The 25,820-nt window shown below is 62.7% G+C and carries 21 protein-coding genes and 5 pseudogenes; 14 read left to right on the forward strand and 12 right to left on the reverse strand.

Going from position 1 to position 25,820, the window contains the following annotated elements; translation table 11 throughout:
- The first annotated feature begins 7 nt into the window (after nucleotides 1–7).
- Together K3555_RS02995 and K3555_RS03000 are read left to right on the forward strand one after the other, a co-directional pair.
- A complete protein-coding gene (locus K3555_RS02995) occupies nucleotides 8–895 on the forward strand; it encodes a site-specific integrase (protein WP_260007337.1) in 888 nt (295 codons plus the stop codon).
- Between the two features lie 12 nt (nucleotides 896–907).
- Nucleotides 908–2,152, forward strand: a pseudogene (locus tag K3555_RS03000) (IS91 family transposase).
- A gap of 391 nt (nucleotides 2,153–2,543) precedes the next feature.
- Here the strand turns inward: K3555_RS03000 and K3555_RS03005 are convergent.
- Nucleotides 2,544–4,175, reverse strand: a complete 1,632-nt coding sequence (locus K3555_RS03005; protein ID WP_260007338.1) for an arylsulfatase — start codon at nucleotides 4,173–4,175, stop codon at nucleotides 2,544–2,546.
- A gap of 20 nt (nucleotides 4,176–4,195) precedes the next feature.
- A complete protein-coding gene (locus K3555_RS03010) occupies nucleotides 4,196–5,032 on the reverse strand; it encodes a TauD/TfdA family dioxygenase (RefSeq protein ID WP_102870935.1) in 837 nt (278 codons plus the stop codon).
- Nucleotides 5,033–5,122: 90 nt separating this feature from the next.
- Between K3555_RS03010 and K3555_RS03015 the strand changes: the two genes are divergently transcribed.
- The gene (locus tag K3555_RS03015) at nucleotides 5,123–6,061 is read left to right on the forward strand and encodes a LysR family transcriptional regulator (RefSeq protein WP_260007339.1); all 939 of its coding nucleotides are present in this window, start codon (nucleotides 5,123–5,125) and stop codon (nucleotides 6,059–6,061) included.
- 171 nt (nucleotides 6,062–6,232) lie between these two features.
- Here the strand turns inward: K3555_RS03015 and K3555_RS24940 are convergent, their stop codons facing one another.
- From K3555_RS24940 to K3555_RS03040, 7 genes and pseudogenes are all read right to left on the reverse strand, one after another.
- Complete coding sequence (locus K3555_RS24940) at nucleotides 6,233–6,589, reverse strand: transposase domain-containing protein (protein WP_409201671.1); 357 nt, start codon at nucleotides 6,587–6,589, stop codon at nucleotides 6,233–6,235.
- A pseudogene (tnpC, locus tag K3555_RS03020) lies at nucleotides 6,489–7,715 on the reverse strand (IS66 family transposase); the annotation flags it as partial. The gene K3555_RS24940 and the pseudogene tnpC, both read right to left, overlap by 101 nt.
- A 15-nt stretch (nucleotides 7,716–7,730) precedes the next feature.
- Nucleotides 7,731–7,781: pseudogene (locus K3555_RS24945) on the reverse strand (hypothetical protein); the annotation flags it as partial.
- 305 nt (nucleotides 7,782–8,086) lie between these two features.
- Nucleotides 8,087–8,266: a transposase gene (locus K3555_RS03025; protein ID WP_260007340.1), complete on the reverse strand. Its 180-nt coding sequence runs from the start codon at nucleotides 8,264–8,266 to the stop codon at nucleotides 8,087–8,089.
- A gap of 367 nt (nucleotides 8,267–8,633) precedes the next feature.
- Nucleotides 8,634–9,815: pseudogene (locus tag K3555_RS03030) on the reverse strand (transposase); the annotation flags it as partial.
- Between the two features lie 383 nt (nucleotides 9,816–10,198).
- Nucleotides 10,199–10,891: a DUF2270 domain-containing protein gene (locus tag K3555_RS03035; RefSeq protein ID WP_259989953.1), complete on the reverse strand. Its 693-nt coding sequence runs from the start codon at nucleotides 10,889–10,891 to the stop codon at nucleotides 10,199–10,201.
- Nucleotides 10,892–11,153: 262 nt separating this feature from the next.
- The gene (locus K3555_RS03040; RefSeq protein ID WP_260007341.1) at nucleotides 11,154–11,333 is read right to left on the reverse strand and encodes a hypothetical protein; all 180 of its coding nucleotides are present in this window, start codon (nucleotides 11,331–11,333) and stop codon (nucleotides 11,154–11,156) included.
- Between the two features lie 98 nt (nucleotides 11,334–11,431).
- Here K3555_RS03040 and K3555_RS03045 point away from each other — a divergent pair, with 98 nt between their 5' ends.
- The 6 genes and pseudogenes from K3555_RS03045 to K3555_RS03070 all read left to right on the forward strand — a co-directional run bounded on the left by K3555_RS03045 (nucleotide 11,432) and on the right by K3555_RS03070 (nucleotide 18,080).
- A complete protein-coding gene (locus K3555_RS03045) occupies nucleotides 11,432–12,307 on the forward strand; it encodes a LysR family transcriptional regulator (protein WP_260007342.1) in 876 nt (291 codons plus the stop codon).
- Nucleotides 12,308–12,539: 232 nt separating this feature from the next.
- Nucleotides 12,540–13,973: a cytochrome c oxidase accessory protein CcoG gene (ccoG, locus tag K3555_RS03050; protein ID WP_259994769.1), complete on the forward strand. Its 1,434-nt coding sequence runs from the start codon at nucleotides 12,540–12,542 to the stop codon at nucleotides 13,971–13,973.
- Nucleotides 13,974–13,976: 3 nt separating this feature from the next.
- A complete protein-coding gene (locus K3555_RS03055) occupies nucleotides 13,977–14,441 on the forward strand; it encodes a FixH family protein (protein WP_260007343.1) in 465 nt (154 codons plus the stop codon).
- A 5-nt stretch (nucleotides 14,442–14,446) separates the two neighbouring features.
- On the forward strand, nucleotides 14,447–16,624 hold the full coding sequence (locus tag K3555_RS03060) for a heavy metal translocating P-type ATPase (protein ID WP_260007344.1): 2,178 nt from the start codon (nucleotides 14,447–14,449) through the stop codon (nucleotides 16,622–16,624).
- A gap of 30 nt (nucleotides 16,625–16,654) precedes the next feature.
- Nucleotides 16,655–16,813: a cbb3-type cytochrome oxidase assembly protein CcoS gene (gene ccoS, locus K3555_RS03065; RefSeq protein ID WP_027257996.1), complete on the forward strand. Its 159-nt coding sequence runs from the start codon at nucleotides 16,655–16,657 to the stop codon at nucleotides 16,811–16,813.
- Between the two features lie 97 nt (nucleotides 16,814–16,910).
- A pseudogene (locus K3555_RS03070) lies at nucleotides 16,911–18,080 on the forward strand (IS3 family transposase).
- Nucleotides 18,081–18,345: 265 nt separating this feature from the next.
- Here K3555_RS03070 and K3555_RS03075 read toward each other — a convergent pair.
- The 3 genes from K3555_RS03075 to K3555_RS03085 all read right to left on the reverse strand — a co-directional run bounded on the left by K3555_RS03075 (nucleotide 18,346) and on the right by K3555_RS03085 (nucleotide 21,345).
- A complete protein-coding gene (locus K3555_RS03075; protein WP_260007345.1) occupies nucleotides 18,346–19,962 on the reverse strand; it encodes a D-alanyl-D-alanine carboxypeptidase family protein in 1,617 nt (538 codons plus the stop codon).
- A 262-nt stretch (nucleotides 19,963–20,224) separates the two neighbouring features.
- Nucleotides 20,225–20,551 carry a hypothetical protein gene (locus tag K3555_RS03080; protein WP_259989969.1) on the reverse strand — a complete coding sequence of 109 codons (327 nt, stop codon included), beginning with the start codon at nucleotides 20,549–20,551 and terminating at the stop codon, nucleotides 20,225–20,227.
- An 80-nt stretch (nucleotides 20,552–20,631) separates the two neighbouring features.
- Nucleotides 20,632–21,345, reverse strand: coding sequence for an HAD family hydrolase (locus K3555_RS03085; protein WP_259989971.1), 714 nt, complete (start codon nucleotides 21,343–21,345; stop codon nucleotides 20,632–20,634).
- 106 nt (nucleotides 21,346–21,451) lie between these two features.
- Here K3555_RS03085 and clpS point away from each other — a divergent pair, with 106 nt between their 5' ends.
- From clpS to K3555_RS03110, 5 genes are all read left to right on the forward strand, one after another.
- A complete protein-coding gene (clpS, locus tag K3555_RS03090; protein ID WP_129372831.1) occupies nucleotides 21,452–21,775 on the forward strand; it encodes an ATP-dependent Clp protease adapter ClpS in 324 nt (107 codons plus the stop codon).
- Nucleotides 21,776–21,787: 12 nt separating this feature from the next.
- Nucleotides 21,788–22,777 (forward strand): class I SAM-dependent methyltransferase, encoded by a 990-nt coding sequence (locus K3555_RS03095; protein WP_260007346.1) that lies wholly within the window; start codon nucleotides 21,788–21,790, stop codon nucleotides 22,775–22,777.
- 115 nt (nucleotides 22,778–22,892) lie between these two features.
- Nucleotides 22,893–23,699 (forward strand): SDR family NAD(P)-dependent oxidoreductase, encoded by an 807-nt coding sequence (locus tag K3555_RS03100; RefSeq protein ID WP_259989975.1) that lies wholly within the window; start codon nucleotides 22,893–22,895, stop codon nucleotides 23,697–23,699.
- Nucleotides 23,700–23,714: 15 nt separating this feature from the next.
- Nucleotides 23,715–24,608, forward strand: coding sequence for an oxygen-dependent coproporphyrinogen oxidase (gene hemF, locus K3555_RS03105; RefSeq protein WP_260007347.1), 894 nt, complete (start codon nucleotides 23,715–23,717; stop codon nucleotides 24,606–24,608).
- A gap of 180 nt (nucleotides 24,609–24,788) precedes the next feature.
- Nucleotides 24,789–25,604: a glycoside hydrolase family 25 protein gene (locus tag K3555_RS03110; protein ID WP_260007348.1), complete on the forward strand. Its 816-nt coding sequence runs from the start codon at nucleotides 24,789–24,791 to the stop codon at nucleotides 25,602–25,604.
- Nucleotides 25,605–25,820 lie beyond the last annotated feature (216 nt).

The following is a 25,820-nucleotide window of genomic DNA, read 5'->3' on the forward strand; positions in this document are numbered from 1 at the left end:
GGTTCCAATGACAGAGGAGAGAACGACACCGCTTCGCGAGCGGATGATTAAAGACATGCGCATTCACGGGATGGGCGACAAAGCCCAGAAGGCACGCATTCGGGCGGTGAAGGGTTTTGCGGGGTTCCTGAAGCGCTCGCCGGATACCGCGGCACCAGATGATCTTCGCGCTTACCAGCTGCACATGACCGATACCGGCGTGACGCCAACGACGTACAATGCGCGGATCATGGCGCTGAGATTTCTGTTCGGGAAGACCTGCAGGCGCGAGGACATGAAGAAGTACATGCAGTTTCGCACGCAGCCCCGGAAGCTGCCGACGGTGCTGAGTGTCGAAGATGTTTCGGAACTTCTCGCCGCAGCGCCCGGCCCGGGTCTGAAGTATCGCGCCGCGCTCAGCATTTCCCATGGTGGGGGTCTGCGGGCTTCAGAGGTCTGCAATCTCAAGGTCTCCGACATCGATAGCGACCGGATTCTGATCCATGTCGATGAAGGCAAAGGCCGGAAAGACCGCAAGTTGATGTTGTCGCCCGCTCTGCTGGACCTGCTGCGGGAGTACTGGGTTGAGGCGCGACCCGAGGGCTGGCTTTTCCCGGGCAAGCCCAAGATCAATCCGGTCACATCAAGGCAACTGGGCCGGGCTTTCAACTCGGCCAAACATCTGGTTGGTATTTCAAAGTCAGCCACGCTGCATACTCTGCGGCACAGCTTTGCCACGCACCTCTTGGAGGCCGGAACCGATGTCCGGGTGATCCAGGTGCTTCTGGGCCATGCCAAGCTGACGACCACAGCCCAGTACACCAAAGTTGCCACGAAGACGATCCGCAACACGGTGAGCCCGTTTGAAGCGCTCAAAACACTGCATCGCCATTCGCTCCGACAAGGATCCCGGTAACGTCCGGGGCGGTTGTCCCGCCCCAAGCTGGAAGTTGCTGATATCTTCCGCGCTCATGGCCCTGCGTATCTGCGGGCCAATGCGGGCCAATGCGGGGCATCTGAGCCTCTCGCAACTCAAGGTGATGTCGGCGATCGAAGCCTGTCGAACCGAGGCGCTCGGCGGGCATGTCGCCGCCTGTGCCAAATGCGGCCACCAGCATGTCGCGTACAACAGTTGCAAGAACCGGCACTGCCTCAAATGCCAGGGTCCAGCCGCGCGCGATTGGATGGCGGCGCGGGCCGAAGACCTGTTGCCGGTCGAGTATTTCCACGTAGTCTTCACCCTGCCAGCCGAGATCGCGCGGATCGCATACTGGAACAAGAAGGCGGTCAATGGTCTGCTGTTCCGCGCTTCGGCGCAGACGGTCATGGCCATCGCCGCCGATCCCAAGCGCTTGGGTGCACGTGTCGGCATGACGTCCGTGTTGCACACTTGGGGATCGGCGATGACGCATCATCCCCACATTCACATGATCGTACCCGGTGGCGGTCTTTCACCGGACGGCTCCAGATGGGGCGCCTGCAAGCCGGGGTTCTTTTTACACGTCCGTGTCCTATCGCGGCTGTTTCGCCGTCTGTTCATCGAAGGGTTGATGGCACTGCACCGCACTGGGCAGCTTGCTTTCTTCGGCGACCTGAAGGGACTGGCGGATGCAGAGGCCTTTGTCAGATACCTCGCAACGCAGCGCAAAACCGAATGGGTGGTCTATGCCAAACCGCCCTTCGGCGGATCCGGGCAGGTGCTGGCCTATCTCAGCCGCTACACCCACCGTGGCGCCATCTCCAGCAGCCGCCTCATCAGCGCGGATGCCCAGACGGTGGCCTTACGCTGGAAAGACTACCGCGTCAAATCAGGCGACCGCCAAAAGGTCATGCGCCTGAGCACAGACGAGTTCATCCGCCGGTTCCTGATCCACGTCCTGCCCCCTTTCGGCAGATTTGGCTCTGCCAAATCGCCTGCCGGGCAATGGATGGCTTCCACCGCATCCGTCACTACGGCCTGCAGGCCAGTTTCGCCCGCAAAGCCAATATCGCAAAAATACGGCAGCTACTTGAAGTGGAACAGACGCCGGAACCCAAGGAAAGCACCGAGATCATCCCGCTCACACTGCGCGAGCCGTGCCCTGACTGCGGTGGCCCCATGCGCATCATCGAGATCTTCCGGCGCGGCCAGAAACCAACCACCCGCGCACCGCCAAGGAACCAGGCCGCATGATGGAACGCAAATCAAATTGCTCAATAGCAGCCTGAGCCGGTGAGGCGGTTTTGGACAGTGCCGCCCTGCACCGGATCATGCCGCAGCTCAAACATCCAGCAACGCGCACCGGGGAAATGGCGATGCCCGGATGCCTGACAGCGCTGAACAAGGCTCTTGGCACAAAGGAAAGAACCGCTTCCAATCGGTCAGCACTTCCCGGAAAATAACATCGGCGAAACGCTTTCCCCATAGACACCGACCAGCTTCCGCGGCCTCCTCCTTGTCAGGGTTTCCCAACGCGGGCCACAGTCAGTACACGTCGATACCTCGCGCCATGGCACGCATCGAAAAACGTTAAAAAAACCGGTCTTTTTCCAAGCGGGGCCCAGTAGCCGCTTAGCTATCAGTTTCAGCCATTAGGGGTTTCCATCTTCCACGCCGCCAGCAGTTTCGGCAGCGCTTCGTTCCAGTCCAGGACACCGGCGGTTTGCGCCCAAGCCTGATACTGGCGGAACATATCTTTCTCCAAGGCGGGGTTGCAGCCCGCAAGATCGGTTAGTTCGGTGCGGTCGGCTTCGATGTCGTAAAGCTCCCAAGGGCAATCATGCAGCCGCACAAGCTTGAACTGCCCCAACCGGATCGCGGCGTTGCCCTCGTGCTCAAAGAAGATCGGTTGCGCGCGCTGCCAGTCCTTGCCCTGAAAAAGGCTCATCAGCGATTCCCCCTGCAGCGGCTGGATTTCATGGCCGCCCATCTCGGTCTGATAGGCGGCGCCGGCGGCTTCCAGGATGGTCGGCAGGATATCGACCACATGACAGGCCGCATGGGCATTGCCGCGCGGTTTGAACCCCAATGGCCAATGGGCCACCAGAGGGGTCGAGATGCCGCCCTCATGCACATAATGCTTGTACAGGCGGAAGGGCGCATTGGAGACATTGGCCCAGGGCTTGTCATAGCTCTGAAAGGTCTGGGCATCGCCCGGGCGCAGGCCGGTCACATTGCCCATGGTGATCTGCCTGCCGTCGTGCGTTTTGTCCGGGTAGAATTTCGACCAGCCGTCCTCGGCCATGAACTCAGCGCAGCCGCCGTTGTCGCTGAGGAATAGGATCAGCGTGTTGTCGAACTGCCCGAGCCGTTTCAGGGCCGCGATCAGCGTACCAATCGACTGATCCATGCGGTCCACCATCGCCGCATAAGTGGCCATCTTGCTGGCTTCCCAATCCCGGTTCTTTTCCTGTTCCCAGCCATGCACGGTGCGGTCACGCGGGGAGATGTCCCAGCTGCGCTGGAAAACGCCTTGGCCGTTCATCGTTTCGTGGCGCGCGGTGCGGAAATGGTCCCAGCCTTTGGCATAGACGCCGTCGTATTTTGCGATGTCCTCAGGGTGGGCATGCAGCGGCCAATGCGGCGCGGTATGGGCGAGGTAGAGGAAGAATGGCTTTTCGTCCGCCACCGCGCCTTCGATCATGCCGATGGCCTTATGGGTGATGGCGTCGGTGAAGTAGAAATCATCCGGGAAGGTTTCGACCCGGCTGTCGTCCTCCAGCATGTAATGCGGCGAAAAGAAATGCGTCGCCCCGTCCATGATTCCGTAAAAGCGGTCAAATCCGCGCTGGCGCGGTGTCGGATGCTCAACATCGCCGATCCGCCAGTGGTCTACGCTGCGGGGTTCGAAGTCGCCAGCCACATGCCATTTGCCGGACATCAGTGTGGCATAACCGCTGGCGCGCAAATGCTCGGCTATGGTGGCGCTGTCGTTGCGCAGGAACCCCTGATAGGCAGGCGTGCCCAGATTGGCGCCCATATGTCCGACGCCGGCGTTATGCGGGTAGAGCCCGGTCAGAAGCGACGCCCGCGTCGGGCAGCAGCGGGCACAGTTGTACATCGCAGACAGCATCACGCCGCCCCGCGCAAGGGCGTCGATGTTGGGGGTCTGGATTTCCGACCCGGTGCAGCCGAGATCGGCAAAGCCCATGTCATCAGCGAGGATCAGGATAACATTGGGGCGACTGATTTCTGCCTGAGGGTTGTTGTTAGTCATACCGGTACATTCACTAAGACTCAGGCTGCGGGAGTGGTCGCAAGCGGGCCGCCCTCAACGGTGACCCGATGCATCAGGCGGCGGAAGCCGTGATAGTCATTGATCGCCTTGTGCCAGGTGGCGCGATTATCCCACATGGTAATGTCACCGGCCCGCCAGCGCACGCGGCATTGAAACTCTGGCTGCTGGCAGTGGGCATAAAGCATGGCCAGAAGCGCCGAGGATTCTTCGGGGTTCAGCCCTTCAATGCGGGTGGTGAAGACCGGGTTCACAAAGAGGCCGCGCCGTCCGCTCAGCGGATGGGTGATGACCACCGGATGACGGACATCCTGGGTGGCGGCCTCTGCATTGCCCAGACGGCCCGATTTCACGGCTTCGCTGTCCATCGCGGCGGCGCCGAACACATGGCGCGAGGAGTGTACGGCCGTCAGACCATCAAGAAACCGGCGCATCGGTTCTGAAAGCGCCTCATAGGCGGCGCCCATGGAGACAAATAGCGTGTCGCCGCCATAGGGCGGCATCTCGATGGCGTGAAGAATAGAGCCCATCGCCGGTTCCTGATCATAGGAATGATCGGTATGCCACCCCTCACCAACGGCCTCTGTCTGGTCCTTCTCTTTCAGGACCGTGGCGATTTCCGGGTGGCCCTCAACCGGCTTGAAGAACCGGTTGACATTCACAGGTCCAAAACGGCGGGCAAAGGCCAGGTGATCCCCCGGTCCGGCGGTCTGCCCCCTCAGCACGATCACCGAATACTCCGCAAATGCGTCCCGGATGGCGCTGAAATCCTCGCTGCGGCGGATATCCGCCCCCAGGATTTCCGCACCTAGCCCGCCGGTCATTGGCAAAATGTCCATGATATCCTCCGCTGTTACCTGCAGGCAGCATAGGGCCTGCCCAAAAGCTGGAAAAACTGATTTAATCTGTTTCAAAGAGAGATTTTACCAATGGTTCGCTACACCCTTCGCCAACTCACCTACCTGACGGAAACCGCACGGCAGGGCGGTATTGCCCAGGCGGCGCGGCAGCTGAATGTCTCTGCCGCAGCCATCGCCTCGGCACTGGACAAGCTGGAGGCCGCCACCGGCCTGACCCTGTTTGACCGGTTTCCGGCACAAGGCATGCGGCTGACCCGCGCTGGCGGGACGTTCGCCACCCAGGCCGAGGCGCTGCTGGTACAGGCCGCTGCACTGGACCGGCGGGCCGCGGATCTTGCGTCAGGCCGCGCTGGCAGGATCCACATCGGCACCCATTACGCACTGGCGCAGCAGATCGTGCTGCCTGCGGTGCTTGCTTTCCGCGAAAACCATCCGGGCGTTCGTATCGAGGTGAAGGAAGCAGACTATCCGGCATTGGTGGCCGCGCTGGACGCTGGCGAGGTGGATGCGCTGGTGGTCTTTGACCAGGGGTTCGATCCCGGCCGGCATGAGGTTGAAGTACTTTTGGAGCTGCCGCCCTTGGTTCTGTTGTCAGGCTCACACCCTCTTGCTGCGAAATCCTGGATCAGCCTGTCCGACCTGACCGGTCTGCCCTATATCTCCGTCTCACCTGCTGGCCCCGGGCCAAGCTACCTGCAACTGCTGCAGGCCGCGGGCGTTCACCCCGAGGTTCCGTTCCAGTCCCAATCGCGCGAGCTGGTGCAGGCTTACGTGGGCAAGGGGTTCGGTTTCACGCTTGCAGGCTTCCCGCCCAAACAGGACTGCACAACTGAAGGCGACCCCATCGTTGCGCGGCCGCTCAAGGAAAGCATTGGTCATTACAGGGTGGTGATAGCCCGCTCACGCCAAGCAGTGCAAACAGCGCTGATTGACCGGTTTCTAGAGGTCTGCAGGTCGCCGATCTCTGTCTCAGGCCTTGCAGGTATCCAAAGCTCTGCAAACCTTTGATGCTGCCGTTCGTCTTTTCTGCAGCATCAGTCAGAATGAGCTCAGTGCCGTCGAATGCCAACGCAGCAGGCGCCGCGGTAGGGACAGGCCGGAACCGGCCATCAGCGAAATGGGCTAAACCCTTGAACTTCAGCGGGCTCTTTGTAAGCGTTGCCCCCGCCCCACGCGGGATCAGCTTGACGGCTGGAAATTCCAGGGGAGGAGCTCGTCGAGCCGGCTGGCAGGGTGACCTGCGGCGATGGCTTCGAGGGTATCCTTGAGGTAGGCGAAGGGCTCGACGCCATTGATCTTTGCTGTGGCGATGAGCGAAGCGATACGGCCCCAGGCGCGGCCGCCTTCATCATGGCCGGCAAAAAGTGCGTTCTTTCTTGTCAGGGCGATCGGGCGGATCAGGTTCTCGCACCGCTGCCCGGCAGGCGATTGCGAATCAATCTGCCGAGAGGGGCATTGGAGCCGGTCTCGACGCGGCCGTCGTGAAGGAAGGTCTGCAGCCCGCCCCACTGGCGGTGGATATAGCCAGCTTCTCACCGAGACGCGACTTTGAGGAGATCCGGCGGCGCTGGCTCTGCAGCCATTCTCCGAACCCGGCGGCCAGCGGCGCTGTGCGGGCCTGCCGGGCCGACAGCCGCTGGCCGGGGCCCATGCCGCGGATCTCACCCTCGATGCGGTAAAGCTCCGCAATCCGGCGCAGCCCCTCGGCGGCGATCGTCATGCCGGAGGCGTGCTTCCAGCACGGTGCCGCCGCGGTCGAAGACCTCCTTCAGCTTCCTGCGGGCATGCGCCCAGCAATACGCGACGGTGACCGGCGCGCCGCCTTTCCGCGAGGGGCGCGTCAGCCGGTTGCAGCCGGTATAGCCGTCTGTCACCCGGCAGGCGCATCCGCAGGATGCTGCCGGGAGGGCAGCTGCAGGATGCCATCAAAGCCCTGCAAGATCTGTTCCGCGTTCTGCCCGGCGCGGCCGGGAGCATAGGTGAACACCACGCCGGGTGGATCATTCCCGCCCCATCCCCTGTCGTCCCGGGCCAGCGCCCAAAGGTATCCGGTCTTTGTCCGGCCCCGGCCCGGGTCCAGGACCGGCGCCGTGGTCTCGTCTATTACCCGGCAGGCGCATGCGACGCATGCTGCCGAGAGGGCATGAACAACTTGCCTGAACCCTTCAGGTGCTCGGCCAGCCGGTCGACTACGGGACTGAGGTGGAAGGCGGCTGTCCCCACCCAATCGGCGAGCGTGCTGCGGTGCAGGTCGATCCCGGAGCGGACCAGGATCTGGCTCTGGCGGTATAACGGCAGGTGATCCGAGAACTTGCTGACCAGCACATGCGCGATGGCGCCCTCGGTCGGCAGACCGCCCTCGATCAGATGCGCGGGGGCCGGTGCCTGGGTGACACCCTCGGCGCAGGCGCGGCAGGCATACTTGGGCCGGGCAGTGACCCCTCTCGTGCATGTAAACATGCACTGCCGGGCAGTGAATGACGCGGAGCTGCGCGGGAATAATATCCAGCCGCTCGGTGCGGTCGTCACGCCAAAGGCGTGCCTGCGGCACGACGCCGATCCGGTGCATCTCACCGCACCCGCATGGGCAGTCCAGTCTGTCCGGCTCGGTCACCCTCTCGATCCGCGGCAGATCCTTGGGCAGATTGCCCCGGTTGCGGCGGGCTGGCTTGCGCGGCGCCGGACCGGTGGATGTCTGCGTGTTTTGCTGGATCTCAACCTCGGCCACTGCGGTCTCGAGATCCTCGAAGGCCAGCTGCCGGCCGCCATTGTCGCTCGAACCAATGGCGCATCAATGGCTTGCTCCTCGCTCAGCCTCTCCGGCCGTTTGCCATGCACAGCCTGGTTCAGCTCGGCAACGAGGTGCTCCAGGCGTTTGTTGGCCTCCCTGAGTGCATCCCGCTCGCGCAGCACCGCCAGGACAGCGTCACGCTGGTCTTCGGGAATGGCAGAAAGGTCGATGGGCGGGGCGCTGGACATGGCCGGACCATACCCTGATCCACCCCTCCGGGAGCAGGCTTTCGGCTGCCCGAGTCACTCTGCCACAGCCGGGCAGCGCGCCTCCAGCGACCGCGCCGCCACGCCATTCACCGTCGCGCCCGGTTTAAGCGTATCCGCCACTGCCTGGGCCTTGGCTTCATCCGGCCACCGCCGGTGACCCGACGCGTAGATCTCCACGCCCAACGATTTGAGAAACGAATTTGCAGCGCACATTGTGAAACGAACTCCCCACTGTGAGATGTGCAAGATCTCGCAGCACGGGATAGGCGCTAAAACGTGGGGCCGGGACAGCGCTTACGGGTCATTGAATTCCCTAAGTTTACTTCTCCCGAGTTAAGTTAAAAACGAAATGTTAGATGGACAAAAAAACCCTGAAAAAACCACCCGGCAAAAACACGGTCGTTTTTGTCACTAACCACCCCTACACCAGAGTCATGGAAAAATATCGTGCCACAAACCTTTGGCAAAACTCAGCTTGATTTTGTCACGTTTTTGGCCGTCTGTTGAAGGCCGGACCTTCGTTCACTGATCCTCCGTTTTCCTAAACCTAACGGCGGGCCACTTCAGTGGGGGAGGATCACCGCGGCTTCAGGGCACAGGCCTCACAGTCTGGTTTGCGGGCCCGGTAGCGCAGGGTGCCGTCCTTATTGGCGCCCGATCTGGGTGTCGTGAACGCGCGCCGGTATTGCTTGAGCTCCTTACCGCCAGGGCAGATGCAGGCGTCGTTCCCGGCATCCTAGGTGAAGCCGGCCCGTTCAAAGGTGCCGTCCTTGCGCCCGGACTTGTCCCCTCTCGGGACATTGCTGCGCAATGCCCTGCCGGGCAGTGGATCACCGGGATATGCGGGGCGATCCCGCGCTGCCGGTCCAGCCAATCGAGCATTTCGCCGGTGCCGTAAGCGGTATCGGCGATCAGGCGTTCAGGTTTCAGGTCGAAGGTATCGCTCACCCGATCCACCATTGTCCGCACGGCACCGGCCCCGGCTTGCCGGATCGAGCGGGTCGCCTCGACATCGAGGATCACGCCATTGCCGGTGTCGATCAGGTCGTTCGTGGAATAGGCAAAATAGGCGGCTCCACCCCGTGCGCCGGCCCATTGCGAGGCCGGATCGGAATGCGAGGTGAACTTCGGCTTTACCGGGCTGGCCGCGCCGAAGGCCGCATCGCCGAGCGCCGCCAGATCCTCCCTGACAGCGCGCGGCGCGTTCTCGGGGTTGATCTTCTCGGGGGCCCAGTCCGCTTGCGGCGACGAGTTCTGCCGGTTGGCATCGGCCTGGATCAGGCTGGCATCCGCCGCAAAGCGCTGACCACTCGCCAATCCTTCCTCGATGCAGCGCGCGGCCACCGTCTCGAACAGATGCCGCAAGAGATCGCTATCGCGGAACCGGCCGTGTATCACCCGGCAGGCGATGCAAGCATCGCCTAGAGGGCCGGTTCTTTGAGAAGGTCGAATGGCCGGGCACTGGGCCGGTCAGATCGAGGCGGCAGAACCAGCGATAGGCGAGGTTGAGATGCACCTCCTCGCAGAGCCGCCGCTCCGAGCGGATGCCCATCGTGTAACCGGCCAGGAGCATCCGGATCATCAGTTCCGGATCAACCGGCGGCCTGCCGGCCGGACTGTAGAAAGGAGCCAGGTGCCGCCGGATGCCAGACAGGTCGACGAACCGATCTATCGCCCGAAGCATGTGATCCTGCGGGACATGATCCTCGATCGGGAACTCATAGAACAGCGCGCCCTGCGCTTCCTGCCGTGGCCCCATCATTGCCACGCACCTCCGCTTGCCTCGCGGAAAGTGAATCAGCACTCAACACCCAAAACAACCCGGGTTTTTCAACAGAACAGGCTGGCTGCGGTCATCCAGACCAAGAGAGCGGATGGCAACAATGTCCGCTCCTCGTTGGCAGATCCTGGCTGCAGCGAAAGGACGGTTTGAATTCCGCGCCTCAGAGTGACTTTGAATGGCCGGTCTCGCGACAACGGCTGCAACGCAGCGATTAGTTTGCCGCACCTGCAAGCGAATGCTGCGTCAGCAAACGCCTGGAAGGGCAATGGCAGCAAAGTCCCGTGAGCCACCAGCCGCAGCAAGGCTTTGCTTAGGTAGCTTCCAGTGCAAAGCGGCTGTAGAGATTCAGTGCGGGATGCCCCTTAGCCCATCGACGTCATTGAGCTGCGTTTGCGGGCGCGGGCGGCGTCGGCTCTGGTGCTCCACCAGGCGATGCTGCCCCACAGCAGCACATAGAAAACACCGGTGCCAAGCACCAGCTCGCCCGGAAACGGGCCGATGTCAGCGCGGTCCACCGCTTGCTGCAGGGACAGGACAGCGGTTGGATGCACCACCAGTTTGCCCGCATAGGCCAGTGACTGGATCAGCAGGATCCAAAAGTAGTTGCGCCGGATCCGCCGTCCGATCGCAGTCATGACACTTACATGGTATTGGGGCCGCAGATAATCCGCGGCCAGAACATCCTGCCAATGATCTTCCAGATGCAGGTCGCCCTCCTTCAGCATCGAGGTATAAAAATGCGTCTCCATCCAGCGGGCGCGGGCGCGGAAGACGTTGAAATAGCGGTAGCGGCGGGCCTCCAGCATCAGAAAGAAGATGATCAGCACCCCCACCAGGATCAGCGGCAGGGGCGAGGCTTCGGGCGAGGAAAAGGAAATCGACAGTGCCACGCCCAGCGTGACGACCGCCCAGTTTGTGGTGGTGTCCAGCCGGGTGCGCCAGACGGTGCTGCGGTAAATCTCGCCCCGGTACAAATGCGCCAGGGCGCCGACTTCGGCCGCCGTCAGCGGTGCACGGTCACTGGTGACCGCCTGTTCGCGCGTTTCGATGTTCATAAGACCGAGCGTAGATTTTTTCCCGGAGCCGGGCAATTAATTTGCGCCTTTTTGATCCGTGTCAAACTTTGCCGGCGGCAAACCGGGTAAAACCACAGGTGAAAGAGATTGCTGCTTGGCTTAACAGCCCTCCTGGGCAGCATGATATCCCGCAAGGCCGACGTGCAGGCTGAACGGGGTCATGCGCCGGTTTTCCGATCTGTTCGCGCGTTTCCTGGAAAACCGGCGCTTTTTCTTTCTTCCCCAAGGTCAGGGTCTCAGGTCAGATGTTCTGCGGATGAATGCAGCGGGTTTTTGGCGGCTTTGCTGCCAGCCAGCGCATCAGCCGGGTGAACCTGCCTGAAGGGTGGGACAGGGGTTCAGGCGCAGGCAGGTCCCGCAGCCTTACACAGTCCTGCCGCGTGGCGGCCATCATCGAGCGGGCATAGATATCAATCAGCATTTCAGTGCCTCCTATCCTGGCGTCTGTTTCTGATACTTGCGTGAATGCGCGATTCCTGCGAGTTAATTGGAATAGCATTATGTAAGGCTGGATTACATATGGATTGGCTGAACATGCCGCCATTGGCGGCGCTCAGGGCTTTTACTGCCTTTGCTGAGACCGGGAATGTGGTGCGGGCAGGGGCAGCTTTGAATGTCAGCCACGCTGCCATCAGCCAGCAGCTGCGCGCACTGGAGGCGCATTTGGGCGCGGCATTGCTGGACCGCAGCGGCAGGGCGCTGGCACTGACGCCGGACGGGGAGCATCTGGCCCGCGCGCTGCATCTGGGGTTTGGCGCGATCGAGGCGGCGGTGCAGGAGATTTCTGCCGCTGGGGCTGCCCGGCCGCTGCATGTGACCTGCACGCCGATGTTTGCCGCGCATTGGCTGATGCCGCGGCTGGCCGGGTTTCAGGCAGAGCATCCGGAGATTGATCTGGTGCTGGACCCGCGGGGCGAGATTGTCGAGCTGAAGCCGGGCGGTGTGGATATTGCCATCCGCTATGGCGACGGCAGCTGGCCGGGTCTGGAGGCCGGGATGCTGCTGCAATCGCCGATGGTGGTCATTGCGGCCGGCAGTCTTCTGGGCGGGCGGCAGGTGGCATCCCCGGAGGATTTGCTGGATCTGCCCTGGCTCGAAGAGCTGGGCACCTCGGAGGCCTCGCGCTGGCTGGAATCACGCGGTGTCACCGAGGCATTGCGCGGGCCGCGCACCCGGCTGCCCGGCAATCTGCTGATGCAGGCGGTGCGGGCGGGCCAGGGGGTGGCAGTCAGTGTGCGGGAGTTTGTTGCCGAGGATCTGGACAGCGGGAGGTTGCTGGAACTGTTCACCGAAGGCGCAGACCGGGGCTATCACATCGTGACCCGCCCCGGCGTGCTGCGCCGGGAGGCGCGCAAGCTGACCAGCTGGCTGCGGCGGCAGCAGAAGGAGGAATGAAGCCGCTGGTATTGCGGTGGAAGTCATCTGTGCAACGCCGCAATCGCTGCGCTGCGGCAACTTGCCCCTGGCGGCGCCGGGCGGGCAGGCATAGGTGGCGTTTTGCCTTCACAGTACGCGGAGAAGGTGCCTGAAAACATGATTGTGCGATGCGCTTTTTGATCCACGTCAATGTTCTGGCATTATGCATCTGTGACAACGGCGCGAGACAGCCACAAGACGGAGAGTGTCCGTGAGCGATTCCAAACCAGCCCCGAGCCTGTACGCCGCCCAGGAGCCGATCTATCCGCGGCGCGTGTCCGGCCCGTTCCGGAACCTGAAATGGTACATCATGGCGGTGACGCTGGGGATCTACTATCTGACGCCGTGGATCCGCTGGGACCGCGGCCCAAGTCTGCCGGATCAGGCCGTGCTTTTGGATCTGGCGGGCCGCCGGTTCTATTTCTTCTGGATCGAGATCTGGCCGCATGAGTTTTACTTCGTCGCCGGATTGCTGATCATGGCGGGGCTGGGGCTGTTCCTGTTCACCTCGGCGCTGGGCCGGGTCTGGTGCGGTTACACCTGCCCGCAGACGGTGTGGACCGACCTGTTCATTCTGGTGGAGCGCTGGATCGAGGGCGACCGCAACGCCCGTCTGCGCCTGCACCGGCAGAAGAAAATGGATTTCCGCAAGGCGCGGCTGCGGCTGACCAAATGGGTATCCTGGTTGCTGATCGGTCTCGCCACCGGCGGTGCCTGGGTGTTCTATTTCGCCGATGCGCCGACGCTGGCCTATGATCTGGTGACGCTGAACGCGCACCCCGTTGCCTATTCCACCATGCTGGTGCTGACCGGCACCACCTTTCTGTTCGGCGGTTTCGCACGCGAGCAGATCTGCATCTACGCCTGCCCCTGGCCGCGCATCCAGGCCGCGATGATGGATGAGGACACGCTGACCGTCGGCTACCGCGAGTGGCGGGGCGAGCCGCGCGGCAAGCCGCGCAAGACCGACGAGGCGGGCACCGTGCATGGCGATTGCATTGACTGCATGGCCTGCGTCAATGTCTGTCCGATGGGGATCGACATCCGCGACGGCCAGCAGATGGAATGCATCACCTGCGCCCTGTGCATCGACGCCTGCGACGACGTTATGGCAAAGATCGGCAAGCCGCGCGGGCTGATCGACTATATGGCGCTGTCGGATGAGGCAGAGGAGCGCGCAGGCAAACCGCCCAAGAACATCTGGAAGCACATCCTGCGGCCGCGCACCATCATGTACACCAGCCTTTGGTCGCTGGTCGGTGCGGGGCTGCTGTTTGCCCTGTTCATCCGCTCCGACATTGAATTGACCGTCGCACCTGAACGCAACCCGACCTTTGTGACGCTGTCCGATGGTGCGATCCGCAACACCTATGACGTGCGCCTGCGCAACAAACACGGCGAGGACCGGGTGTTCAAACTGTCGATCAAGGGCGATCCGGCTATGCGGCTGCAGTTGGAGGGCACCGTGTATCACTCGGTCAATGTGCCGGCCGACAGCGCGCTGCTGCAACGGGTTTACATTGTCTCTGCCAAAGGCTCGGCGCCGTCGCAAACCGGCAGCACCCCTGTTCGCATCTGGGCCGAGGATCTGATAAACGGGGAACGCGCCCACAAGGACACCAGCTTTAACGGCACGGGGGACTGAGCCATGGCCAAACGCGAACGCGAATTTACCGGCAAACACGCCCTGATGCTGTTCTGCGGTGCCTTTGCGGTGATCATCGGGGTGAACATTGCCCTGGCGGTCAATGCAGTGAAGACCTTTCCAGGGCTGGAGGTGAAGAATTCCTATGTTGCCAGCCAGGAATTCGATCTGCGCCGTTCAGCGCAGGAGGCGCTGGGCTGGTCGGTCTATGCGTCTTCGCAGGGGGATCAGGTCAAGCTGGAGATCACCGATGCCGGCGGCGCCCCGGTGGAGGTCACCAAGCTGAGCGCAACGCTGGGCCGGGCGACCCATGTGCAGGACGACCAGCGACCGGCGTTCACCTTTGACGGCCAGGCCTATGTGGCGCCGGCCAAGCTGGGGCCGGGCAACTGGAATATCCGCATGGTGGCGCGGGCCAAGGACGGCACCGAGTTCACCCAGCGCGTGATCCTGCATGTGAAAGGCTGATTGCCATGACTGCCCAGATCCGCCCCTCGCTTGCGGCCTGTCCGGCCTGTGTCGCGGCCCCGCAGGACGTTGCTGAACAAGCTCCAACCGAGGCGCGGCTGGCGCTGTCCTTGCCGGGCATTCACTGCCAGGCCTGTATTTCAGCGGTGGAGCGGGAGCTGAGCGCACACCCCGGCATTCATTCCGCACGGGTCAATCTGACGCTGAAACGCGCATTGATCGAGGCCGAGCCGGACCTGCGCGCCGTGGATCTGATCCCGGTATTGGAAAGCATCGGCTACGAGGCGCACGAACTGGACCTGGCAGCGCTGGCTGCCACCCAGAACGACAAGGCGGGCCGCGATCTATTGATGCGGCTGGCGGTGGCTTTCTTTGCCTCGATGAATGTGATGCTGCTGTCGGTTTCCGTTTGGTCCGGGGCATCGGATGCGACGCGGGACATGTTCCATTGGATCTCTGCCGCGATCACTTTTCCCGCGATCATCTTCGCAGCACAGCCGTTTTTTGCCAACGCCTGGACGGCGCTGCGGGTCGGGCGCCTGAATATGGATGTGCCGATTGTGCTGGCGCTGGTGCTGGCGCTGGTCACCTCGCTGTGGGAGACGTCACTGTCGGGCGAACATGCCTATTTCGATGCGGCGCTGACGCTGACCTTTTTCCTGCTGGCGGGTCGCTATCTGGATTACCGCACCCGTGCGGTTGCGCGTTCTGCCGCCGAGGAGCTGGCAGCGTTGGAAGTGCCCCGCGCGATCCGGCTGCTGGACGGCGATGAGTACGAGGTGCCGGTGGCGGATCTGGCGATTGGCGATCTGATCCTGGTGCGCCCCGGCGGGCGGATGCCGGTGGACGGTGTGATTGTCGAGGGGCGGTCGGAACTGGACCGCTCGCTGCTGACCGGCGAGACGCTGCCGGTCTTTGCAGAACCCGGTCTGGCGGTGTCAGCCGGCGAGGTGAACCTGACTGGCCCGCTGACCATCCGGGCAACTGCGGTGGGCGAGGATACCTCGCTGCACCGGATGACCGATCTGGTCGCCATCGCTGAATCGGGTCGCTCGCGCTATACTTCTCTCGCCGACAGTGCGGCTAAGCTTTATGCGCCCGGCGTGCACATCCTGTCGGCGCTTGCTTTTGCGGGCTGGTATCTGTGGACCTTCGACATCCGCATGGCGCTGAACATTGCCGCGGCGGTGCTGATCATCACCTGCCCCTGCGCGCTGGGCCTTGCGGTACCTGCGGTAACCACCGCTGCCTCGGGCCGGCTGTTCAAGAAGGGCATGCTGATCAAACACGCCACCGCGCTGGAGCGGCTGGCGGAGGTCGATACCGTGGTCTTTGACAAGACCGGCACGCTGACTGCCGGCACGCCGCAAGTGACCAATCTGGGTGATCATGCCCGCGCCGATCTGGAGATTGCGCTGGCGCTGGCCGAAGGGTCCTCGCATCCGCTGTCGGTGGCACTGGTGCGTGCTGCGCGGGACGCCGGGGTCGCTGCTGCCGAGGTGCAGGACATCACCGAGGTGCCGGGCTATGGCACAGAAGGCCTGTTCCGCGGGACCCGCGTGCGGCTGGGGCGTGCGGCCTGGGCCGGCGCCGAGCAGGGCAGCCAAACGGCGGCCTGGCTGGACAGCGGGACGGGGGAGGCGAAGGCGTTTTTGTTCACCGATGCCCTGCGTCCCGGTGCTGCGGAAGCGGTGCGGGCGCTGAGCAACGCAGGCAAGGATGTGCTGCTGATCTCCGGCGACACCACTGGCGCAGTGGAGGATCTGGCCGGGCGGCTGGGGATTGCAAAATGGGTGGCCGAGGCGCTGCCGGCTGACAAATCCGCCCGTGTGCAGATGCTGACAGAGCAAGGCAAAAAGGTTCTGATGGTGGGCGACGGCCTGAATGACACCGCGGCGCTGGCGGCGGCGCATGTGTCGATCTCGCCTGCATCGGCGCTGGATGCGGCGCGGGTGGCTTCGGATATTGTTCTGCTGGGGCAGGATCTTTCCCCGATTGCCGAGGCCTGCAGCGTGGCGCAAAAGGCAACCCGCCGGATCCGCGAGAACTTCCGTATTGCCACGCTGTACAACGTGATTGCAGTGCCGCTGGCGATTGCCGGGCTGGCAACACCCTTGATTGCGGCGCTGGCGATGTCTACCTCTTCCATCACAGTCTCTCTCAATGCGCTGCGGCTGCGATAAGCCGGCGCCAGCCACAACGGACCTGAAGCCATGAGTGTCCTTGCCTATCTGATCCCGATTTCACTGATCCTCGGCTCGGTCGGGCTGGCGGCGTTCTTTTATACACTGCGCAGCAACCAGTATGACGACCCGGAAGGCGACTCCCGCCGGATCCTGAGCGATGAGTGGGACGACAAGCCCAAGCCATGATGCGGGCGGCCTGCGCCTGTGTGAATAACAAAACTGGACTCGCCGCGATTCAGTTCCGGTCTCTTTCAAGCGATGCCCGCATTGAAGGAGGCAATGCATGGCACCGGGATACAGCGGCGAATTCCTGCGTGATGCGGTTCGAATTGCAACGGCAAGCGGCTTGACGCGCCCGCAAACCGCTTCATATCCGGGCGTTGGGGTTTCGACCCTGAACAAGGGGGGCAGCAACACCAGAATGACGGCCTGATGTCTGGCCCGCATGAAGATGCAGAGAAAGAAAATGCCCGCCTGCGCAAAGAAGCCCGCCTGCTGCGTGAGGAGAGGGAGGTGCTAAAATAGGCGGTAATAGTCTTTGCAGGCCTAAGCCGGTGAGGGTCGCTTTCACTGATGCCTGGAAGGACGTTTGGCGAGTCGAATTTCTGTGCAGGGTCATGCAGGTAGTATCACGCACCATATCATGCGTGGCGGGTTCGCCCAATGAGCCGCCGGCAGCGCGATGATATTGTGATTTTGGCGCATATCCGGGAACAGCACCGCCTTAGCCTGCAAAGCTGCGGGCGGCCACAAATGATCGGGGAAATGCAGGCGGCGGGCCTGAATGCAGGGCATCGAAGAGCAGGCCGGCTGATGCGGGAGAATGAGGTCAAAGCCATCCGAACCCGCCTGCGCAAAGCCACAACAGACAGCAATCACGCTTTCAATATCGCGCCAGACTTGCTCAACTAGGATTTCTCAGCCAACGGACCCAATCAGAAATGGGCTGGGGACATCTCCTTTATCCAGGCCAGCGAGGGTGGCTGTAGCTGGCCGTGATCATCGGCCTTTACTGCCGCCGTGTCATTGGGTGGGCGGCGGCACTCGGAAGACAGGGGACCTGGCGATCCCTGCGCTTTATATGGCCGTGGCATTGCGCCGGCCGCTAAAGGACTGCATCCACCAACTGGTCGCGGATCTCAGTATTGTTCTGGTAATTGTCAAAATCGCCTGACGCAGCATGGCTTTCTCGTCTCGATGAGCGGCAAAGGCAACTGCTGCGACAATTCCCTTCCCGGCAGATTTGCAACGTAAACCGCCTGCCAGGCAGTGCATGGTCGAAACGGTCTTCAAATCCCCAAAGCTGAACGGATCCGGCGCAATCGTTGGGAAACACGGCGGCAAGCCGAGGGGGGCGGTAATCCAATACACCAATGGGGTCTGCAATCCGCGCAGGCGGCGGCCGTCCCTTGGCGGGAAAAGTCCATTGGCTTTCGAGAGAAGGGCTGCCTGACATGAGCTGAGAGACCGGAACTTATGCGCGGCAAGTCCAAACCCTCCCGCCCCAGCAGGTGTCCTGGCTTGCGCCAGAGCACCTTGGCAGCGTTGGGCGTGGCACCGCGCAAAGCGCGGTGCCACGCCCAACCGGGGGAAGTCTTTTTGCAGAAAAGGCTGACGACGGGCGGGAGCGTTTGATCGAATCTTGGCCGGGTCCTGGGGGCGGCTATGAAAAAGGCGCCGCTGGGGCGCCTTCTATTCTGCATTCTGTGCCGTTCGCGTCAGGATGGGCCGATCGGTTTGCAGGTCACGTTGCGGGCGTTCAGGCGGCGGCAGGCGAGTTCCGCCTGATCCTGGCTCATGCCGAGGAAATTGGCTTCGAACCCGCGCCGGGTCTTGGCCACCTTGCGCAAGGAGCCGTCCAGTGTTTCCAGCTCCGACAGGGCCGTGCGCAGCAGAACCTTCTCGGCCTGGTAACGGCTGGTGTAGAGACCGACATTTACACCCCAGTAACGCCCGCCGGAAGTGGAAAGCCGGGTCACAACCACCGGTTCCGGTTCGGGCGAGGCGTTTGCAAGGGCCAGGCTGGCCGGGCGGGCCACGGGCCTCAGTCCGGTGAAGGGCACCTGTTGCACCGCTGCGATGACCGTGGCTGTTGCGGCTTGGGCCGGCGGCGCGGGTTCTGCCTCCGCTTCGGCGAGGGCAACGGCAATGCTGTTGCGGATGGCATCGCCCTGCACGGCACCTTCGGCACTGACGGTCTGGACATTTTCGATCTGCTCCGCTTGCGGTGCGGTTCGTGCAGTGTCCTCAGCAGCTTCGGCCGGCGGCGTCTGCAGGGCTTCCTCAAGTGCCGCTACCAGCACCGGCGACTCGGCGCGGCCCGGGCGCGTTTTGGGCCGCAGGCTGGTGTTGACCTGGCCGCTGACCCGGATGGTCTTGCCCGCAGCACCTTCGCTGCTGCCGCTGTCCCCGGCGTCTGCTACCACTACGCCTGCACCTTGGTACGCGGGGCGGCGCGGCTTGCGCAGAGCGGCACGCGACGGCGCCCGGCGGAAGCCGAGATCCAGCAGTTCCGCCACTTTGGCATTGCGTGCGGTAGAGGATTTGCCGCCGAACACGGTCGCGATGATCCGCTCGTTGCCGCGCTTGGCCGAGGCCACCAGATTGGAGCCGGCGGCCCGGGTATAGCCGGTCTTGATCCCGTCGGCACCGCGATAGCTGGCCAGCAGGCGGCGGTTGGTGTTGGGCACTTCGCGCACGCCTGCATGGGTCGTGCGGCGGGAGAACAGGTTGTAGTATTCGGGGTAGTCATAAAGCAGATGCCGCCCCAGCGTGGTCATGTCGCGCGCCGTCGACAGATGCCCGCTGGCCGTCAGGCCATGGGCGTTCTTGAAAGTGGTGCGGCTCATCCCCAGCGCCTTGGCGGTGCGGTTCATGCGGCGGGCAAAGGCCGCCTCGGAGCCGGACAGCGTCTCGCCGATGGCGGTGGCGGCGTCATTGGCGGATTTCACTGCTGCGGCGCGGATCAGATAGCGAAAGGCAATCCGCTGGCCGGAGCGCAACCCCAGTTTCGAGGGCGGCTCGGCTGCTGCGTTGCGGCTGATCTTGACTTTGGTCTCAAGCGTGATTTCGCCGTTCCGCACAGCCTCGAACGCGATGTAGAGCGTCATCATCTTGGTCAATGATGCGGGATGCAGGCGGGTGTCGGCATTGCGCGAATGCAGCACTTCACCGGTGCGGGAATCAATCACCATCGCCGCATAGGGCGCCGCAGCGGCCTGGTGCGGCTGGAGCGCCAGCACAAATGCTGCGATAAGAAATACCGCGGCTGCCCTCAGGAACCGGGTACACGTACCCCCGCCTGACGCCGGAATTACCTGCGTGATCACTGCCATGTTTGCCTCATGCCGCCGGTTTTCCGGCTGACGTTTTTGCCTGTGACCCAAAGCCTAACACAGGGTTACTGAGGAATAAACAGCGGCGACACGGGCCGTTCAGCGCTATGCGCGCCATCCTGCCGGCATCTTGTGGGGGTGTCCAACGGCTCCTCTAGATGCAGTAAGTGCTAACAGGAGGTTACCAAAAAAAGTTGTGTTTTCCAGATCGCGCGGTGGCCGAATGCCAGCCCTGCAGGCCGTATAGGCCGGGTCTGAGCCGTTAACCTGCGTGAAAATTGGTCACGTAGAAGGGGGTGGAATAGCTCAGGCCAAGGGAAAATTCGCAAGGCTGGGACAACTGCGCCTTGATACGGGATTCGAGGTCCGCCAGCAGAGCGCGGGAAAATGCTTCGTCCCGGTGCGGCTTGGTCAGCAGCGCCACAGTGATGGCAATGTGGCTGTGATGGAACTGCGCTGCCGGATAGGCCCGGCCTTTGCAGGCCCCGGCGCCGCTGTCGTGTTGCAGGATCACGGTCTCGATCTCGGCCAGGATGGATTTGGCGTCGATTTCCAGATCGCTGGAGAATTTCAGTTCGGCATGCGGCATCTGTCCGGCGTCTCCGCTTTGGGTCGGCAAAGGGATAGCTGGCCGGAACAGGTCCGTCCAGCATCCAATCCCCGGGACTGTCAGCAAAGGCTGTTCACCAAATCCGCCAGCCCGCTCAGATCGGCAATTTCGGTATAGCGGGGGCTCTGTTCGGGGGCTTCGGCGTGTTCGACCTCCCAGACCAGCCCGTGCGGCACATAGGTGCCCCAGGCGCCGGCGCCGATGGCTGCAACCACGTCAGAGCGCATGGAATTGCCCACCATCATCGCGTGCGCCGCCCCGTCGCCGTGGCGGGCGAAGATGTCGTGATAAACCTCTGGTGTTTTCTCCGAGACCACCTCGACCCCGTCGAACAGTTCGCCCAGGCCCGATTGCGCCAGCTTGCGTTCCTGGTCCAGAAGGTCGCCCTTGGTGATCAGCACGACCTTGTAGCGGCCGGCCACCGCCTCAACCGCTTCGCGCGCATGGGGCAGCAGTTCGATGGGATAGGAGAGCATCATCTGCCCTGCAGTGATCAGTTCCTTGATCACAGAGGCAGGCACCTGTTCCTGCGTCACCTCGATCGCGGTTTCGATCATAGACAGCGTGAACCCCTTCACCCCGTAGCCATAGCGCCCCAGATTGCGCTTTTCGGCGTCCAGAAGCAGCCGTTCCAGCCGCTCCGGGCCGATGTCGGCGGGGGTGTGATCCATCAGCAATTCGGCGAATCTTTCCTGGGTGACGCGGAAGAACCGTTCGTTGTGCCAAAGGGTATCGTCGGCATCAAAGCCGATTGTTGTCAAATTACGTATCAATCTGCGGGTCTCAGTCTCTTTTCCTAAACTGTATAGAGGCTATATAAGCCTCACAGGAAATTCCACGTATCAACGGATCAAATTGCTTATGCCGCTGCAGCACATCATGATGACCGACCATTCAGATGACGATATCGAATCTGGCGTCCTGACCAAGACGCGGCCGAAAACCAAGCGCCCGCCGCGCTATAAGGTGCTGCTGCTGAATGACGACTACACGCCGATGGAATTTGTCGTCCTGGTGCTGGAGCGGTTCTTTGGCATGACCCACGCGCAAGCGTTCGAGATCATGCTGACAGTGCATAAGAAAGGCGTTGCCGTGGTTGGTGTGTTCAGCCATGAGGTGGCTGAGACCAAGGTGGGACAGGTGATGGATTTCGCCCGCCGCCAGCAGCACCCGCTGCAATGCACCATGGAAAAAGAAGAATAAAGAGGCTCTTAGATGTCCGTTCGCCTGTCATTGGCCGCCCAATCGGGCGGCTTTGCTGTTCCGTCAGAGGGCCGCATCGCCGTGTTTCATCCGCGCAGCGATCACGACCTGTCAGCCCTGCCCAAGGAGCAGCTGCTGATCGTCCAGCCTCTGCGCCCCGACCACGATCACTTTGCCGCGCTGGGCTATGCCTGCACCCCGGCACTGGAGGCGGATGAGGCGCTGGCCGCAGCCGTTGTCTTTATTCCGCGTGCCAAAGCGCTGGCGCGGATGCTGATCGCCCAGGCGGCGGCAGCGACACAGGGGCAGGTGCTGATTGATGGCGTCAAAACCGAGGGCATCGATTCGGTTCTGAAGGATCTGCGCAAGCGTTGTGAACCCTCGGTTCCGGTTTCCAAGGCGCATGGCAAGGTGTTCTGGATCGACGGCGGCACCGATCTGTCCGAGTGGCTGCCAACAGAACCGCAGCAGGTTGAAGGCTTCACCACCGCGCCGGGCGTGTTCTCGGCGGACGGGATTGACCCCGCGTCCCGTATGCTGGCGGCGGCGCTGCCGCAGAAGCTGGGCCGGTGCGTCGCCGATCTGGGGGCAGGCTGGGGATATCTGTCGGCTGAGGTGCTGAAACGCGAGAGTGTCGAGCAGGTGCATCTGGCCGAGGCGGATTACCACGCGCTGGCCTGCGCGCGGCAGAATGTGGCAGACAGCCGGGCGCAGTTTTACTGGGCGGATGCCCGCACCTGGAAGGCGCCGGGCACTGTGAACACCGTGGTGATGAACCCGCCGTTCCACATTGGCCGCACTGCGGAACCGTCGCTGGGCCAGGCCTTCATTGGGGCAGCAGCAGCGATGCTGGCGCCCTCGGGCAGCCTGTGGATGGTGGCCAACCGGCATCTGCCTTATGAGGTGGCACTGGGTGAACGCTTTGCCCAGGTGCGCGAGGAGGGCGGCGACAACCGTTTCAAGATCCTGCATGCGGCGCGGCCGAAACGGCGGCGCAAGTAACCGCGTGCGGGGCGCAATGCCGGTTTCCAAACCGGCAGGCCCGGTCTAACGTGCGGCCAAGAGTGCCACAGGCCAGATTTTTACAGGCCAGATTGTTACAGGGGAGTGCCCTAACATGTCCTTTTCGATCTCCGGTAAAACCGCCATCGTGACTGGCGCCTCCAGCGGCATCGGCTTGGCGATCGGCAAGCAGTTTGCCGATGCCGGCGCCAATGTGATGTTTGCCGACACCCATGAGGCGCAGCTGGTGGCCGAGCTGGGCGAGCAGGCCGAGGAAAGCAATATCCGCTATTTCGCAGGCGACCTGCGCGAGCGGCTGACCATTGCCAATCTGCTGTCGGCCACCATCGACGCCTTTGACGGGGTGGATATCCTGGTCAACGGCGCGCGCCAGATGGTGGCAACCGATCCGCTGGACCCTGCGGATGACACCCTGGATCAGCTGCTGATGCAAAGCCTGCTGCCCGCCGTGCGCCTGTCGCAGCAAGTGGCCAAGCGGATGATCCGGCAGGGCGAGGAAGACGAGGATAGCAACGGCCCGCTGGGCAGCATCATCAACCTGTCGTCGATCGCCGCGCGCCGCACCCACCCCGAGCTGATGGCCTATTCGGTGGCTTCTGCCGCGCTGGATCAGGCGACCCGGTCCCTGTCGGTGGCGCTGGCGCCGTACAAGATCCGGGTGAATTCGATTGCTTTTGGTTCAGTGATGAGCGCCTCGATGCGGACCACCCTTAAGGACAACCGCAGCTACCGCCAGGATATCGAGGCCCATACACCGCTGGGCCGTATCGCCTCGCCCACTGAACTGACCGAGACGGCGCAGTATCTGGCCTCCGACGCCTCTGGTTTCATGACCGGCCAGGTGCTGACGCTGGACGGCGGCCGCACGCTGCTGGATCCGGTGGCGGCACCGGTCCACTGATCAGAAAGACCCCGTATGACTGCTGAGATGAAGACCGAAAAGGCCCAGGCTGCTGCCTGGTTCCGGGACCTGCGTAACCAGATCGTTGCGGCGTTCGAGGCGCTGGAGGACAGCCACAGCGAAGGCCCGTTTGCAGACATGGCGCCGGGCCGGTTCGAGGTGACAGAGACCACGCGGACGTCGGATGACGGATCAGATGCGGGGGGCGGGGTGATGAGCGTGATGCGCGGCGGCCGGGTGTTTGAGAAGGTCGGGGTCAATATCTCCGAGGTGTACGGCACCCTTGGCGAACGGGCGCAAAACGCGATGGCGGCGCGCAAGGGCATTCCGGGGATGAAGGACGATCCGCGGTTCTGGGCTTCGGGCATCTCATTGGTGGCGCATATGCGCAACCCGCATGTGCCGGCGGTGCATATGAACACCCGGATGTTCTGGACCCCGCACGCCTGGTGGTTCGGCGGCGGCTCGGATCTGAACCCCTGCATTGAATACGATGAGGATACCGCGCATTTTCACGGGCAGCAGAGGCAGCATCTGGATCCGCATGGGGAAGATCAGTATCCGCGGCTGAAAGAATGGGCGGATGAGTATTTCTACATCCCCCACCGCAAGCGCGCCCGCGGGGTGGGCGGCATCTTCATGGACGACCAATGCTCTGGCGATTGGGCGGCGGATTTTGCCCTGACCCGGGATATTGGCCGCGCCTTTCTGCCGGCCTTTGTGCCGCTGGTCGAAAAACGCCGGGTGCAGGCGTATTCCGAGGCAGACAAGGATGCCCAGCTGATCCACCGCGGCCTCTATGCTGAATACAATCTGGTCTATGACCGCGGCACCAAATTCGGGCTGGAAACCGGCCATGACGCCAACGCGGTGCTGATGAGCCTGCCGCCCCTGGCGAAATGGGTCTGAGCCAGCCGCAGCTGTGACAAACTGAACGCGCCGCCTGCAAAGCGGCGCGTTTCTTTCTGCGGCGGATTTATGCTGGTTTCCCGCCTTCAGGCGCGACTTTGCGCCACCCTGCGCTAAGGTGAAAAACAACAGGCAAAGAAAACAGCAGTTTTTCACGAGGCGAGGCAGGGAGCAGATCACATGCGCAGATTGGTTCTGGGGATTCTGGCAATGGCACTGGCGGCGGGGTGCGGCGGGCCGCCGGACAGGGCGGTGAAGGCGCCGGAAGTCACCCGCACCGAGCCTGCCAATGGGCGGCTGTCCGGGTTGCGGACATATCCCCGGTTCGGCGACCGTGATCCGCATGCGTGGGAGGGGCGCAAGCCCTGGTCCTATCCGGTGCACGGCATCGACGTGTCGCGCTATCAGGGAGAGATCGACTGGCGCAGGGTGCGCCGCTCCGGCGTTTCATTCGCCTATATCAAGGCCACCGAGGGCGGCGATCACACCGACGCGATGTTCCGCGACAACTGGCGCGGCGCGCGTGCTGCGGGGCTGAAACGCGGCGCTTATCATTATTATTACTTCTGCCGACCCGCGGCCGAGCAGGCGCGCTGGTTCATCCGCAATGTGCCAAAGGATGCAAACGCGCTGCCGCCGGTGCTGGATATGGAGTGGAACCACCGCTCCCGCACCTGCAGAACACGGCCCGACGGCGCCAAGGTCAGGGCCGAGGCGCGCAAGTTCCTGAACATTCTTGAACGTCACTACGGCAAGCGCCCGGTGGTTTACACCACCGTGGATTTCTACCGCGACACCGGCATCGGGCGCCTCAGCGGCACCGAGTTCTGGCTGCGTTCGGTCGCGGGCCATCCGCGCAAGGTCTACCCGGGCGAAAGCTGGAGCTTCTGGCAGTATTCCGGCACCGGCGAGGTGCCGGGGGTGGCGGGCGACGTGGACCTCAATACCTTCCGCGGCAGCCCGGAAAGCTGGCTCAGGTGGTCGGGCCAGATTTGATGCGTGATGCAAGGGGGCTTTGCCCCCTCGCGCTTTGGGCGCTTATCCTCAGGATCAAGTGTTTGTCATTGCCGTTGATGCGGCCTGTGCCAGATTGAGGGCGGCCGGTTTTCCGGGTGGCCATCCGGGGAACTGGCGGCGGGCGGGCGATCCCTGGAAAGACCTGAAACCGGTGGCATTGCGGTGGTAAAATATCCCGCCAGCCGCCGCGCCATA

Source organism: Leisingera sp. M527, from assembly GCF_025141525.1.
Taxonomy (GTDB): domain Bacteria; phylum Pseudomonadota; class Alphaproteobacteria; order Rhodobacterales; family Rhodobacteraceae; genus Leisingera.

Excerpts from the sequence above, each read along its gene's own strand:
- clpS (WP_129372831.1), top strand. The coding sequence starts at position 21,452 with ATGATGACCGACCATTCAGATGACGATATCGAATCTGGCGTCCTGACC.
- K3555_RS03015 (WP_260007339.1), top strand. The coding sequence starts at position 5,123 with ATGGTTCGCTACACCCTTCGCCAACTCACCTACCTGACGGAAACCGCA.
- K3555_RS03100 (WP_259989975.1), top strand. The coding sequence starts at position 22,893 with ATGTCCTTTTCGATCTCCGGTAAAACCGCCATCGTGACTGGCGCCTCC.
- K3555_RS03005 (WP_260007338.1), bottom strand. The coding sequence starts at position 4,175 with ATGACTAACAACAACCCTCAGGCAGAAATCAGTCGCCCCAATGTTATC.
- K3555_RS03040 (WP_260007341.1), bottom strand. The coding sequence starts at position 11,333 with ATGCTGATTGATATCTATGCCCGCTCGATGATGGCCGCCACGCGGCAG.
- K3555_RS02995 (WP_260007337.1), top strand. The coding sequence starts at position 8 with ATGACAGAGGAGAGAACGACACCGCTTCGCGAGCGGATGATTAAAGAC.
- K3555_RS03075 (WP_260007345.1), bottom strand. The coding sequence starts at position 19,962 with ATGGCAGTGATCACGCAGGTAATTCCGGCGTCAGGCGGGGGTACGTGT.
- K3555_RS03080 (WP_259989969.1), bottom strand. The coding sequence starts at position 20,551 with ATGCCGCATGCCGAACTGAAATTCTCCAGCGATCTGGAAATCGACGCC.
- K3555_RS03045 (WP_260007342.1), top strand. The coding sequence starts at position 11,432 with ATGGATTGGCTGAACATGCCGCCATTGGCGGCGCTCAGGGCTTTTACT.
- hemF (WP_260007347.1), top strand. The coding sequence starts at position 23,715 with ATGACTGCTGAGATGAAGACCGAAAAGGCCCAGGCTGCTGCCTGGTTC.
- K3555_RS03060 (WP_260007344.1), top strand. The coding sequence starts at position 14,447 with ATGACTGCCCAGATCCGCCCCTCGCTTGCGGCCTGTCCGGCCTGTGTC.
- K3555_RS03035 (WP_259989953.1), bottom strand. The coding sequence starts at position 10,891 with ATGAACATCGAAACGCGCGAACAGGCGGTCACCAGTGACCGTGCACCG.
- K3555_RS03110 (WP_260007348.1), top strand. The coding sequence starts at position 24,789 with ATGCGCAGATTGGTTCTGGGGATTCTGGCAATGGCACTGGCGGCGGGG.
- K3555_RS03025 (WP_260007340.1), bottom strand. The coding sequence starts at position 8,266 with ATGTGCGCTGCAAATTCGTTTCTCAAATCGTTGGGCGTGGAGATCTAC.
- K3555_RS03095 (WP_260007346.1), top strand. The coding sequence starts at position 21,788 with ATGTCCGTTCGCCTGTCATTGGCCGCCCAATCGGGCGGCTTTGCTGTT.
- K3555_RS03010 (WP_102870935.1), bottom strand. The coding sequence starts at position 5,032 with ATGGACATTTTGCCAATGACCGGCGGGCTAGGTGCGGAAATCCTGGGG.
- K3555_RS03055 (WP_260007343.1), top strand. The coding sequence starts at position 13,977 with ATGGCCAAACGCGAACGCGAATTTACCGGCAAACACGCCCTGATGCTG.
- ccoS (WP_027257996.1), top strand. The coding sequence starts at position 16,655 with ATGAGTGTCCTTGCCTATCTGATCCCGATTTCACTGATCCTCGGCTCG.